13 protein-coding genes are annotated in these 12,658 nt (G+C 60.4%); 11 read left to right on the forward strand and 2 right to left on the reverse strand.

Annotated elements, in window-relative coordinates; translation table 11 throughout:
* The first annotated feature begins 32 nt into the window (after window positions 1–32).
* Both PCS43_RS28365 and PCS43_RS28370 read left to right on the forward strand, forming a co-directional pair.
* Window positions 33–458, forward strand: coding sequence for a DUF3703 domain-containing protein (locus PCS43_RS28365; RefSeq protein ID WP_087503898.1), 426 nt, complete (start codon window positions 33–35; stop codon window positions 456–458).
* Window positions 445–783, forward strand: a complete 339-nt coding sequence (locus PCS43_RS28370) for a hypothetical protein (protein WP_003944633.1) — start codon at window positions 445–447, stop codon at window positions 781–783. Before PCS43_RS28365 ends, PCS43_RS28370 begins: the two co-directional genes overlap by 14 nt.
* A 364-nt stretch (window positions 784–1,147) precedes the next feature.
* Here the strand turns inward: PCS43_RS28370 and PCS43_RS28375 are convergent, their stop codons facing one another.
* On the reverse strand, window positions 1,148–1,513 hold the full coding sequence (locus tag PCS43_RS28375; protein ID WP_019747393.1) for a DUF4229 domain-containing protein: 366 nt from the start codon (window positions 1,511–1,513) through the stop codon (window positions 1,148–1,150).
* A 128-nt stretch (window positions 1,514–1,641) separates the two neighbouring features.
* On the opposite strand from PCS43_RS28375, the gene PCS43_RS28380 reads away from it, so the two are divergent.
* The 6 genes from PCS43_RS28380 (at window position 1,642) to PCS43_RS28405 (ending at window position 7,385) form a co-directional block, all read left to right on the forward strand.
* Window positions 1,642–2,280 carry a TlpA family protein disulfide reductase gene (locus PCS43_RS28380; protein WP_270923154.1) on the forward strand — a complete coding sequence of 213 codons (639 nt, stop codon included), beginning with the start codon at window positions 1,642–1,644 and terminating at the stop codon, window positions 2,278–2,280.
* Window positions 2,277–2,921 (forward strand): TlpA disulfide reductase family protein, encoded by a 645-nt coding sequence (locus PCS43_RS28385; protein ID WP_003944594.1) that lies wholly within the window; start codon window positions 2,277–2,279, stop codon window positions 2,919–2,921. Before PCS43_RS28380 ends, PCS43_RS28385 begins: the two co-directional genes overlap by 4 nt.
* Complete coding sequence (locus PCS43_RS28390; protein WP_003944619.1) at window positions 2,918–3,724, forward strand: cytochrome c biogenesis CcdA family protein; 807 nt, start codon at window positions 2,918–2,920, stop codon at window positions 3,722–3,724. Before PCS43_RS28385 ends, PCS43_RS28390 begins: the two co-directional genes overlap by 4 nt.
* Complete coding sequence (gene resB, locus PCS43_RS28395; RefSeq protein WP_058228113.1) at window positions 3,721–5,352, forward strand: cytochrome c biogenesis protein ResB; 1,632 nt, start codon at window positions 3,721–3,723, stop codon at window positions 5,350–5,352. The genes PCS43_RS28390 and resB overlap by 4 nt, the downstream gene beginning before the upstream one ends.
* Before the next feature lie 89 nt (window positions 5,353–5,441).
* On the forward strand, window positions 5,442–6,950 hold the full coding sequence (gene lnt, locus PCS43_RS28400) for an apolipoprotein N-acyltransferase (RefSeq protein ID WP_442972514.1): 1,509 nt from the start codon (window positions 5,442–5,444) through the stop codon (window positions 6,948–6,950).
* 24 nt (window positions 6,951–6,974) lie between these two features.
* On the forward strand, window positions 6,975–7,385 hold the full coding sequence (locus tag PCS43_RS28405; protein ID WP_058228112.1) for a PASTA domain-containing protein: 411 nt from the start codon (window positions 6,975–6,977) through the stop codon (window positions 7,383–7,385).
* A 294-nt stretch (window positions 7,386–7,679) separates the two neighbouring features.
* On the opposite strand, the gene PCS43_RS28410 is transcribed toward PCS43_RS28405, so the two are convergent.
* Window positions 7,680–8,006, reverse strand: coding sequence for a metal-sensitive transcriptional regulator (locus PCS43_RS28410; protein ID WP_051720984.1), 327 nt, complete (start codon window positions 8,004–8,006; stop codon window positions 7,680–7,682).
* A 521-nt stretch (window positions 8,007–8,527) separates the two neighbouring features.
* Between PCS43_RS28410 and PCS43_RS28415 the strand changes: the two genes are divergently transcribed.
* From PCS43_RS28415 to PCS43_RS28425, 3 genes are all read left to right on the forward strand, one after another.
* On the forward strand, window positions 8,528–9,370 hold the full coding sequence (locus PCS43_RS28415) for a F510_1955 family glycosylhydrolase (protein ID WP_030537778.1): 843 nt from the start codon (window positions 8,528–8,530) through the stop codon (window positions 9,368–9,370).
* Window positions 9,371–9,377: 7 nt separating this feature from the next.
* Entirely contained in the window at window positions 9,378–11,303 is a 1,926-nt protein-coding gene (locus PCS43_RS28420; RefSeq protein WP_030537779.1) for a copper resistance CopC/CopD family protein, read from the forward strand.
* 519 nt (window positions 11,304–11,822) lie between these two features.
* Complete coding sequence (locus PCS43_RS28425; protein ID WP_231917494.1) at window positions 11,823–12,494, forward strand: DUF305 domain-containing protein; 672 nt, start codon at window positions 11,823–11,825, stop codon at window positions 12,492–12,494.
* Window positions 12,495–12,658: the final 164 nt, after the last annotated feature.

Genomic DNA, 12,658 nt, shown 5'->3' on the forward strand with positions numbered 1-12,658 from the left:
CAATTGCGCAGTGTCTACACGAAGCGCATCGCTTGCACGACCGACACAGCGCCGTCGCGTTTCGGCCCGCAAAGAGGACCGCAGCCGGCCGCACCAGCGATGACACCCAGCGTTGGCATCACCTCGAACGCACACATGTCCTCTCCCAGCCCTGTCCATGGCCACACAAACCACCTCGCCATGCTCCCCTGGCCTTACATCAGCGTGACTGCCGCGAAGCCGTCGGGCAGGTTCTTCGCATCATCGTCGTCGCCGCCCCGGGATCCGCACTGGGCCGCTATCCGGAGGGCAACACCGAACGAACTCGTGCCGGTCTTATGACACCGATGCCGATACCTGACGATCTTGCCGAGAAAATGCAGACCTACCAGTCCTGGGTTTCGTTTACCGCGAGCTGTCCTGCACTGCCGCATACTCGAAACCACACGCCGACGGAGGAACACCATGATGCACCTTGAAATTTTGCAAGTCCCGGACTGCCCGAACGTGCAGCTCCTCGAACAACGGATCGAGCACGTTCTCGCGGAGGAGTCCATCGATTGGGAACTGCGCCACGTAATCGTCGACGATCCTCGATCCGCAAGGCTTGCGGGCATGACCGGATCGCCGACGTTGCTCGTCGACGGCCGCGATCCGTTTGCCGAACCGGACCAGGTCCCCAACGTGTCATGCAGGCTCTATCGAGATTCCACGGGCGAGGTCGGTGGCGCTCCTACCGTTGCTGCACTGAGGGGTGCGTTCGGTATGGCTGCGCCCACAGCTGATGTAGAGGGCGATGAGTGAAAGTATCGGCCACCCACCGGTGGTCCCAACAGGGTCGTCTCCAGCAGCAGCCCCGGGGTTCCTCACAAGGGCGAGCTGACTCAACGGTCCTCCGTACTGCGCCTGCTCGAGTCTCGTCCGCCTGATCCCGCAGCTTGTACCGATTCCGAAACTCGAGACCACCACGGATACCGCCGACTCCGCACCTGATCCCGTCACCTGACATCTTCATCCCAATGCCAATCAATGCATGATCGCGCGCCCTCGGCATCACCCAGGAAGGCAGCTTTGAGCGGTCATACGTCCAAAAAAGACAGGTTGTGGCACCGATGCTGGGCATTTTCGTTACTGGAGCTTTCACGCGCACCTAACCGGAGGGAACCCTTCACCGGGTGCGCATTGCACGCCGTTTTTCATCTACGACCATCACTTCTTCATTGATCCGGCGGCGCAATGACCGGAACGCGATCGCAGAGATGGCGAATCCGAGCAGCACCGCCCCGAACAGTGCTAACACACCGGGGATTTCGAGTTCGAGTATGGCGTTGATTCCCATGATGATCACTGCGAGGCCGGCGATCAGGGCGAGTCGAACCGCGGTGTAGTACATCACCAGACGCACGAGCTTTGACCGTGCTACACGGTTGATCCGCGCCACGCGCGTCTGCGGTGCTTGATGGGCACCCAGTGCCGCAATTTCTGGGCTGACTGGTGGATTGATACGGCCCTTCGGAGCGGACTGGCGTTTCACGATGCTCGATTCTCGGGTTCGGATCCCGCCTCTGGTTGGCGGGGGCGACAGAACGAACCATATGTCTACTATGCACAATAGTAGTTCAGTGTTGTCCCGGTTCACCGCACCACGCTTGGAGGAAGTGCATGCAGGCACAGTCTCGGTGGTTCCTGCTCTTCCTGGTTGTGATCGGTCTTCTCGTCGTGGCGATCTGGCCTCGATCAACGTCAACCGAGACCCATTCCTCGACCCGGCCTCAAGTGCCTCCGGCCGCCCAGGCAGATGAAGATCGCGTCGACTCGGGGTTTTCCTCGAAGTCCGCGGCAGCAGCGGTTCCCTGTCCTGCGGCCCCGGCAGTACCGCCCGCTGGAGGAGAACTCCTGGGAATCAAAGCGACGTGTCTTGGCGAGAATACTGTGGTCGACCTCGGTGCAGCGCTGTCCGGGGAGCCGACCCTGATCAACCTCTGGGCCTCGTGGTGCGGGCCGTGCCGATCGGAAATCCCGGTCCTGAATGACTATGCAGGTACTCCGGGCTCCATCCGAGTAGTCGGGATCAACGTCCAGGACGACATGTCCACAGCACTAGCGCTTCTCACCGCTGCAGGCGTGCACTATCCCTCGTTCGCTGCGGTCGACGACATCGGAATTGCGCTATCGGCGCCGCCAGTTCTGCCGCTGAGCTTTCTCGTCCAACAAGACGGGTCCGTCGAACAGATTACAACCCCCATGGTTTTCGAAAACACTGACCAAATACGCTCCGCTGTAAGTGAGTTGATGAAATGAATGCCCCCGCACTCCCTCGCAAATCGAGACAACGCGTACTCGGAAAACCGACCCGCATCCTCCCACTGGTCGCTATTCTCACTGCGATCGTCGTCGCCGCGAGTGGATGTGCAACCGGCACCGATGCAGTCGCTTCGGGTGCGAATTTCGATTTCGTGTCACCGGGAGGACAAACCGATATTTTGTACGACCCGCCCGAATCGCGAAACATGATCGGTGTATTGGCCGGACCTGACCTCATGGCCGACGGTAGCGATATTTCACTCACTGATTACGCCGGTCAGGTCGTCGTGATCAATCTGTGGGGGCAATGGTGCGCCCCGTGCCGGTCCGAGGCCGACGATCTCGAGCGCGCGTACGAAGCAACCGAAAGTCTCGGTGTTCAGTTTCTCGGGATCAACGTTCGAGATCCTCAACGAGACAAGGCCCAGGACTTCGTCGTCGACAACAACGTCAGCTACCCCTCGATCTACGACCCGTCGATGAGAACTTTGACAGCGCTCGGCGGAAACTATCCGACAAGCGTGATTCCCTCCACCTTGGTGTTGGATCGCAGACAGCGCGTCGCCGCTGTGTTTCTTCGCGCACTTCTCACCGAGGATCTGCAACCGGTCATCGAGCGCGTGGCGGCCGAGCGGTGAACGAACTCGCCCAAGGTGTCGGCTCCAGCTTCCAGACCGCCGCCGCGAGCGGCCCGTTACTGCTCGCCGTAGCAGCGTGCATTCTGGCCGGTCTGGTGTCGTTCGCATCGCCGTGTGTGGTGCCGCTCGTTCCCGGATATCTGTCGTATCTGGCCGGCATTTCCGGAGCTGATTCTCCAGCGGTGACCCGTGGCGACGAGACCTCGGAACCTGCAGGCAGATGGCGGGTTACCGGCGCGGCAACGATGTTCGTTGCCGGATTCACCGTGGTGTTCGTTCTCGCCACCGCGTCGGTGTTCGGGGTGATCGGAACCCTGCGCATCAACGAAGACCTGCTCCAACGGGTGGGTGGTGTGATCACCATCGTGATGGGGTTGACCTTCATCGGCTTGATTCCTGCCTTGCAGAAAGACACACGGTTCGCCCCGCGGCGTATCTCCTCCCTTGCCGGCGCGCCCTTGTTGGGGGGCGTGTTCGCGTTGGGTTGGACACCATGTCTCGGCCCCACCCTCGCCGGAGTTATTTCGGTGGCGGCCGGAACTGAAGGCACGACAGCAGCGCGGGGCGTGATACTGATTGTCGCCTACTGTCTGGGATTGGGACTGCCGTTCATCGTGCTTGCGTTCGGGTCGGCGAAAGCTCTCCGCGGCGTCGGGTGGCTCAAACGCCATTCACGGACGATTCAGATCGTCGGCGGAATAATGCTCGTCGCTGTCGGGCTCGCACTGGTCACCGGCGTGTGGGGCATGTTCGTCGGCTGGTTACGCAACGAATTCGTCAGTTCGGTCGTGCTGCCGATATGACAGATAACGCCACCGCGGGAGGTCGCATCCGCCGCCTACCGAGACTGATTATCCGAGAAAGCGTTCGACTACTGCGCCACAATTGGCGCCGGTTGACGTCGATGAGCACCGCGCTCGTGCTCCTGTTCCTCTTGGCACTCGCAGCACTTCCCGGTGCTATGTTGCCTCAGCGAAATCTCAACGTACAGAAAGTTTCCCAGTACATCGCGGCGCAGCCAACCCTCGGCCCGCTATTCGACAAGCTGGAGTTGTTCGACGTCTTTTCCAGCTTCTGGTTCACTGCGATCTACGTCCTGCTGTTTCTCTCTCTCATCGGCTGTCTTGTTCCACGCCTGCAGGCGCATCTCGGCGCGCTTCGGAGCCAACCTGTACGAGCACCTCGGAATCTGTCCAGGTTGCCGCACCATTTCCACGGCGTAGTTGACATCTCGCATGACGAGGCCCTCACCAGAGTGCGGCAGTCGCTCAAGGGCTGGCGGGTAGCCGTCAGGTCCGAAAAGGATTCCGAGGTATCGGTTTCCGCGGAAAAGGGGTATCTGCGTGAGGCCGGGAATCTGGTGTTCCACTTCTCGCTGATCGGGTTGCTCGTCACCGTCGCGATCGGCAAGTTGGTGGGGTACGAGGGTTCGGTGATCGTCATTGCCGACGGCGGCCCCGGTTTCTGTAATACGTCACCTGCCGTGTACGACTCGTTCCGCGCGGGAAGTGCTACTGACGGCACGGGTCTCGCGCCCTTTTGCATCAAGGTCAACGACTTTTCCGCAGATTATCTCGATACTGGTCAGGCCGAAATGTTCACCTCCAACATTTCGTATCAGAGCGGGCAGGATATCGCGACCAATACCTGGAAAGACTATCGTCTTCGGGTCAACGAACCGCTGCGTACCGACGGTGCCCGTGTTTATCTGACCGGCCATGGGTACGCGCCGCAGTTCACCGTCACTTTTCCCGACGGACAGTCCCGTACCGAGACGATGCAGTTTCAACCGGACGATGCGGTCACGTTCCTGAGCAGTGGGGCGTTGCGGTTCGATCCGCCAGGTGGATCGTTTCCGAATCCGGACGAGCGCCGGAAGAATCAGATCGCCATCGAGGGACTCTTCGCGCCGACCGCTTCCTTCAGCGGGACGCTTCTGACTTCGTCGTTTCCCGATGCGCGTGACCCTGCGGTCGCGATCGACATCTACAAGGGCGATACGGGTCTGGACACCGGCATCCCGCAATCGATCTTCTCGTTGAACAAGGAAATGATCAACCAAGGAAGGCTGGTCAAACAAGATCGTGTGAACCTCCGCCCTGGAGAGACGCGGACTCTCACCGATGGAACACAGGTTCGGTTCGACGGCGCCAAGGAATTCGCCAATCTGCAGGTGTCGTACGACCCTGCGCAACAGTGGGTTCTCGTCTTTGCGATCACGATGATGCTCGGACTTCTGATCTCGCTCGTGATCAGGAGGCGGCGAGTGTGGATCCGCCTACGCCCGGGGACGGGACCGGAGCAGGCTGATCTCGAACTCGGTGGACTCGCGCGGACCGATCATGCCGGCTGGGGCGGCGAATTCGACGATCTCTGTGAGAAATTGTTGACTGACCAGCGCAGTTCTCCTTCTACGAGAGCGGGCCTGTGAGGGTCCTTTCGGTCGACCGTGCGATCACTGCCGACAGTGAATTAGATGCATGCCTGAAGAGTGGTCGCCCCAAACGGCACCACGGTGGGATCGCTTTGCGTCTCGCTCTTTCGGTGGGCGCTGGGTGGCTGCTGTTTCTCAGCTTTCCGCCGCGCACGCTGTGGTTTCTCGCCCCTGTAGCCATCGCCCTGCTGACCGTCGTTCTCCAGGGGCGCAGTCTCCGTGCGGGTTTCGGATTCGGCTATGCCGCGGGACTGGGATTCTTCGTTCCCTTGCTGCCATGGGTCGGAGCGTACGTGGGTGCAACGCCTTGGTTGGCGTTGGCGGCGATTGAAGCGCTCGCGTTCGGAGTGTTCGGCGTACTGGCGGTGGCCGTCGGCCACGCTCCGCTTTCCCCGGTGTGGATTGCGGGTGCATGGGTCACCGCAGAAGCACTTCGTAGCCGAGTTCCGTTCGGCGGTTTCCCGTGGGGGCGTTTGGCCTTCGGGCAGGCAGACGGCCCGCTGCTGCCGTTGGCTTCGATCGCGGGGGCGCCAGGTCTTTCCTTCGTGACTGCACTGATCGGAACACTCATCGCCTGGTCACTGGCTGGGCCCTTGAATGTTCGATGGCAAGCATTGGCGAAAGGTGGCGCTTGCATCGTCCTCATCTTTGTGAGTGCATTGGTGACCGGTTCTCCCGGTGCCGCCCCTGACGAGGTCGTCACTGCGACCGTCGTTCAGGGCAACGTGCCGCGACTCGGCCTCGATTTCAACGCCCAACGCCGAGCTGTGCTCGACAATCATGTTGCCCGCACCGAACAACTCGCAGCTGAGGTCACAGCGGGCCGAGCAGCCCGGCCACGACTTGTCATCTGGCCCGAAAACGCTTCGGATATAGATCCTTTGACGAATCGGGATGCGGCGGATCGACTGGACCGAGCAGCCCGTTCTATCGGCGCCCCGATCCTGGTCGGTACGGTCCTGCAGGGCGAGCCAGGAACATCGATCAACAGTGCCATGGTCTGGGATCCGACGGACGGCCCTGGGCAGCAACACATCAAGCGGCAGCTTGTGCCCTTCGGGGAGTACCTGCCGCTCCGATCGATCATTCGTGCAGTGTCGTCGTACGCCGATTCTGCGGGCAATTTCGTTGCCGGGAACGGGAACGGCGTCGTCGACCTCAACGGAATTCAGGTAGCTGTTGCCACGTGTTACGAGGTGGCCTTCGACGATCTGGTGACCGAGTCCGTCAAGGCAGGAGCCACCGTCATCGCGGTTCCCACCAACAACGCGACCTTCGGCCGGACCGAGATGACCTTTCAGCAGCTGGCCATGTCGCGGGTGCGGGCAGTCGAACACGGCCGCAGTGTGCTGATCGCAGCAACCAGCGGTGTCAGCGCAATCATCACGCCAACGGGTGTGGTGCGTCAACAGAGCGAGATCTTCACAGCACAAGCATTGACCGACGAGATCGCCGTTCGCTCCGATCTCACGTTGGCAACACGTGTGGGTTCGATTCCGGAACTCGCGTTGTCTGCGATCGTGCTTTCTCTCGCCGCTTCGGCACTCTTCAGAGGCATGTACCGGGTTCGGCGGGGTGAAAGAACGAGAACATGAATTACTATGCATGATAGTAATTCAGTGTCGGTGCCAGTGCACAAGCGAAACGAGTTCACCAATGACGATTTGTACGGCGGCAATGAACCTGCCCGAACGTGGTACAACGCGATGGGACCGATCGCGAGCAACTTCGGACCCATCACGCTACCCCCGCTGGACCAGAAATATGTTCGCGGTTCGGCCGGGGATCAGGTACCCGACGTGGTCGGGATGACCGAGTCCGCCGCAACATCTCTGTTGCAGAACGCCGGGTTCAAAGTGACGGTCTCCCTCACGTCAAGTCCGAGCGCGAGAGGGACAGCAACCGCGACAGCTCCGTCGGGAGCGGCACTTCCGGGCTCCACCATCACCCTGTACATAAGTGACGGATCCTCGACACCGAGCACCACCACGACGAGCCCATCACCGTCAGATACCCCAGGCCCACGATAAGCCCGGGTGCGCCACCATGATGCTTCGGCGATCCCCACCCGGTGGGGACTGCCACCGCACGCGCTCATCATGAACTCGATTCCCGTCGAGGACCTCGGATCCCGGTTGTGGCGAGCAGAAATCGCTCCGGAATACGGAACATGCGGAGTGCTTCCCTATGTGCCGCCCGCTCCCGCATTCAAAAAACATGATTCGATCGTAACTACATTCTAAGTAAATGACTTTCGATAAAACGGCATCGAAATTCCGCCCCACCGACTAGTAGATCGTTTCGGACATCAGATGGGAGGGTCCTCACGAATTCACGAGCCGTCTGATCGCCTCGGCGGCCTCCCTGATCTTGGCGTCGGATTCGGCGCCCCCTCTTGCGGCGGCATCGACGACACAATGACTGAGATGGTCTTCGAGCAATTCCATAGCTACTGCATGCAGCGCTTTTTTCATCGCCGATATTTGGGTAAGGATGTCAATGCAGCACCTTTCTTCTTCAACCATTCGCTGCAGCCCTCGCGACTGACCCTCAATACGCTTGAGGCGTTTGAGGTACAAGTCCTTTGCGCTGATGTATCCGTGGGTCGCATAGTCACGACGGCCTGGACCAACCGGATTAGTTGTGCCCACGAGATTCCCCTGGTCTCGTCGCCCGTAGTGGGCCAGACGCGAAATCACGTCGTCTCCATGGTGGGCGACAATCGATTGGACCTGCCCTGGCTACGGTGTAGTGCAGCAGTGGCACACACGAAGGCACGTTGAGCAGCATCCCGTCTGTATGGGCGCTTCGCCAACTGCAAGATCTCCGGGTAAGTGACCACACGAGAAGAACTCTCAATCATTCCTGCCACCAGGGCTAGGCAGTACCGCTGCACCCGCCCTGTGTTCAAACTTCCTGCCCACCGCCGGTTGCGCCACCAATGACGCGATGCGCCGTCATCCCGTCGACCCGTGCGTGGGACCAGACCAATTGCACCTCCCTGCCGTATCAGATCAGGGGCTTCGACGGCGAGCATTTCCCTTGCACTAGACCATTGCAGGGGGTGAATTCGCAGCCAGCCAACACCCTCATCTACTATGCATCTTAGTAGATAAGGTACCAGTCGCCCGGAAATGTTGCCATCCCTTCGAATACAGGACGAGACACCCAGATGCCCAATAGTCGTCGTGCGCGAACGTCCCCAATCGTGGGGCTCGTCGGCGCCGCTCTCATCGCCGTTTCTCTTGCGGCTTGTTCGACGCAGGGAAACGACGACAAGGCCGGCCAGTCCATCGTCCCGCCCATACCAGGGGTGGAGCTCACACCCGAACTTGACCATCTGCACGGGTTGCATATCAACGCCGATGGCACCATCTTGGCGGGTACGCATCGCGGACTGTTCGCGATCGGAGATTCGGGCGACACAGTGCGAGTGGGTGATTCCGACGACGATTTGATGGGGTTGGCGGGCGTGGCGGGCAGTGACACGCTCTTTTCCTCAGGGCACCCGGGACCGTCCAGTACCGCAGCCAACCCACTTGGCCTACGCACCAGCAACGACGGCGGCCGAACCTGGACGGATAGCTCGCTCGCGGGACAGGTCGACTTTCATTCTCTGGTTACAGATGGCACGACACTCGTCGGCTTCGACGGGGCCAGAGGTGTCACGGTGTCGAAGGATCAGGGAAAGTCGTGGGAATCCGGCGGTGCCCTGGGTGTGGCGTCCCTCGCTCTCACCGAGAGTGGGACATGGGCTGTCACCTCGTCAGGGCTGCAGTACAGCAGCGACGACGGGCGCACCTTCACAAAGTTCGCTGGAGCGCCGTCCATGGTGCTGATCGCGGGCTCCTCGGATGCACTGTGGGGGGTCGATCAAGATGGATTCGCCTGGCGGAGCAGGGAGGGAAAAGGCTGGGAGAAGCGCGCTAATGTCGGAGCAGTCGAAGCGTTGACTGCGGCGAGTTACGACAGCGCGTACGCGGCGACTTCTCAGTCTCTGTATGCCTTGAACTGACCTGAACATGTCGTTGTTCGTTCGAATGTTCCAGAGCATCACACTTGTGCTCGTTGCGGGAGTCCTTGTGGTTCTGGGCGCCGGCATCGCCAACGCTCACCCCACGCTGCTCTTTACCGAACCTGGCTCGGAGACTGCCGTTTCCGAGCCTCCGCAAGCCATCACCCTGATCTTCAACGAACAAGTCACCGCCGGGACCGATGCGATCAAAGTCCTGGACGGCGCAGGCCGTGAGAGCCCGATGGAGGCAGCAGAGTCGTCCAAAGGTGGCCGTGCAATCACTTCCCGGCTCTCGGATGCTCCGTCGCCGGGCACCTACACCGTCCGGTGGCAAGTGATCGGCGCAGATGGTGACCTCGTCGAGGAAGACTTTCGGTTTGCCGTCGGCCTCGCTTTGACCGACAGCGGCGGTGGCGGTGGCGACGACAGCGCCTCGACCTCGTGGACGGAAACCGTGCTCCGGTGGCTGCTGTTCGTCGGGTTCGCCCTCGCGCTCGGGACACTTGTCGCGGAGAGATTGTCGTCTGTACCGCACGCCGAGAACCCTTCGTTGAAGAAGTTGCGCACCTGGTTTCCGGCCGGCGCTTGTATTGCTTTGGTAGGTGTTGCAGGCCTTATGGTTTCGCTCGCCGCTTCGTCCAGCGTTGCTGCGCTATGGCAAGAACGTGCGGGCATCATCTTGCTCGTAGAGACGTGTGGGCTCATGTTGGCCTTGGCGCTGAAAGCCGCGGGGAGCCCCAGACTTGCGAGCGCAGCCCTTCTGCTGGTCATTGCCGCCGAAGGGCTGCGCTCGCACGCAAACGTCGTCGCTCCCGGATGGGGCGCGTTTCTCACCGCCGTTCATCTCGCGGCAGCGGCAATCTGGGTCGGCGCTTTGCTCCACACGGTTCGCACTGCATTCGCGTGGCGGGGTCAGCATGCCCCGGTTCGGTGGGTCGTGGCCGGTTACACACGACTTGCGCTGTGGACCTTCATCGTCGTCGTGACCACCGGTACGATCTCGGCATTGTTGCTGATCCCCGTTGCCGCAATGTTTTCCACCCCGTACGGGCAACTTCTGACGGTCAAACTACTCTTCGTCATCGCCGCCTCGGGTGTGGCGATATCTGCACGGCGGACGATGCGCAGAACTGAACAAGTGGGCAAACTGCGCAATCAGATTCGTATCGAGAGCATCCTCCTGATCTCCGTGCTCGCCATCAGTGCTGCATTAGTCTCGACGGCGCCTGCCAATTCACCCGCCCAGCCGGGACCACCTGCAGCCATCGGTCCGGTTCTGCCGCTGGGAACATTGGCTGGACAGATTGGGGTGAGCGTCGCCGCCAGCGAAGGGCAGCTGGTGGTTCGACTGTCGACTCCGCGCCGCGTCGACTACTACGCTCAGGAACCGGACCAGGAATACACCTTGATCGGCGCACTGCGGGCGAGCGGGCAGAACACTTCCCTTCCCTTGCGCGGGTGCGGATCCGGATGCTTCGTGGCGCAAGCCGATTGGCCACTGGGTGAAAGCATGCTCACGCTCGAGGCCGCGGCGACAGGGTGGCTGGGCGGGACGGTCAGCATGTTAATTCCATGGCCTGTTCAGTCCGGGGACACCGATCTCGCTCGAGCCGTAGATATCACCCGCACTCAGAAGAATCTGACCTTTTACGAATCGGTGACCAGTGATGCCGCAAACGTCGGACCCGAACCTCAGCAACTAAGTCTGTCCAGCGAGTTCTTCCTCGCCCAGGAGCCGTATGCGGACGGGACTGCGCCCATCGCGGTGCGCTTACCCAGCGCCGGACGGCAACTCCGTCTGGCATTGGGCTATCCGGCTGCGGGTATGAACGTACTGCTCGACCTCGACCAAACTGGACGAATAGTTTCCGAAACACTAAGCGATGCAAAACATCTCATCACCCGCACCTTCGTCTACCCCGAAGTGAACTGATGGGGGAGAACTGACGAGATATTCACGTCCAGTGAACTGTCACCGTGCAATAGGAACGGAAGCTGCGATGATCTCCCCTTACTCGTTCATTCACCCCTGCCAGTTCTGTCGCACCCGCGCACTGGCCGCGCCCAGGCCTTCGAAATTCCTACGGCATACGCAGGGTGACGAACCGGTAGCGGTGGCTCTGGCCTGCAGTCTGTTCAACCACTCATCCCCTGCTGTCGCTTGTCTTGATCACCGCAACCTTCTGATTGCAGGTTCCACCGTCACCTCGCTGGTCCTGCCCGGCGCGCACGACACCACGCTGATCACCGCGACAGTCGTCATCGAGCGCGAAGACAAGGATCATACCGGCACGCGTGAGTGGAGGGTTGCACGTTCCCCTGTTGCCGCAGACGTGCATCGTGCACGACACCTTGCCCCTACACAACCAACTGTCGGCGCTGCGGATACGACAGACGCTCATAGCGGAACTACTGACCATCCGAGTCGACGGCCCCTCCCCAGAAGAATTTTTTGCACAACAACACATTCCAGGAGAAAAATATGATGCTTACACGTGCTGTTTCCACACGTATCGCAGTCTCAGCGGGGTCTGCCGCCGGTCTGATGCTGATCGCCGGCTGCGGCGGCCATGACATGAGCCAAATGTCGAGCAACGACAGCGGAAACATGTCCAACTCCTCCGCGGCCTCGCAGCCCAACGGCGCCAACAGCGCGGATATGCAGTTCGTCGCGATGATGTATCCACATCACGCACAGGCCGTCGAGATTGCAAAGATGGTTGACAGTCGCACCACCAATCCTCGAATACTCGAACTCGCCGCTTCGATCCAAACCGCTCGCGGGCCCGAAATGGATCAGATTGCAGCGCTCATCGAACAATGGGGTCAACCTACGTCCGACGCCACCTCCCCTGTGGACTCCATGGATGAAATGGACCACGGCGGGGTTGATTCAGGAATGATGTCCCAGCAGCAGATCGCTCAATTGGAGGGACTGCGCGATGGGGACTTCGACACCGCGTGGCTGAAGATGATGATCGAACATCACTCCGGCGCGATCGCGACGGCCCAATCGGAACTATCCGATGGCGACAACGCCGACGCCAAGCAATTGGCTACCGATATCATCGCCGCACAGCAGTCCGAGATCACCGCGATGCAAGCACTTTTGCAACAGAACTGATCCGGAAACTGGCGAGTGGCTAGGCCTGTCCGTCGAAGCCTCTCTTCTCGTTGTCCGCTCTGATCTTCCATCTGATTACTTGCGTCCCTTGCGAATCACTGTCTTCGTCGGCGCTCCCCACCCACTGACGTGAAGGAACAATTATGGCCTCAACACGGCATACA

The sequence above is a fragment of the Rhodococcus sp. C-2 genome (assembly GCF_027854095.1).
GTDB classification, from domain to species: Bacteria; Actinomycetota; Actinomycetes; order Mycobacteriales; family Mycobacteriaceae; genus Rhodococcus_F; species Rhodococcus_F qingshengii.

Excerpts from the sequence above, each read along its gene's own strand:
- PCS43_RS28370 (WP_003944633.1), top strand. The coding sequence starts at position 445 with ATGATGCACCTTGAAATTTTGCAAGTCCCGGACTGCCCGAACGTGCAG.
- PCS43_RS28380 (WP_270923154.1), top strand. The coding sequence starts at position 1,642 with ATGCAGGCACAGTCTCGGTGGTTCCTGCTCTTCCTGGTTGTGATCGGT.
- PCS43_RS28385 (WP_003944594.1), top strand. The coding sequence starts at position 2,277 with ATGAATGCCCCCGCACTCCCTCGCAAATCGAGACAACGCGTACTCGGA.
- resB (WP_058228113.1), top strand. The coding sequence starts at position 3,721 with ATGACAGATAACGCCACCGCGGGAGGTCGCATCCGCCGCCTACCGAGA.
- PCS43_RS28415 (WP_030537778.1), top strand. The coding sequence starts at position 8,528 with ATGCCCAATAGTCGTCGTGCGCGAACGTCCCCAATCGTGGGGCTCGTC.
- PCS43_RS28420 (WP_030537779.1), top strand. The coding sequence starts at position 9,378 with ATGTCGTTGTTCGTTCGAATGTTCCAGAGCATCACACTTGTGCTCGTT.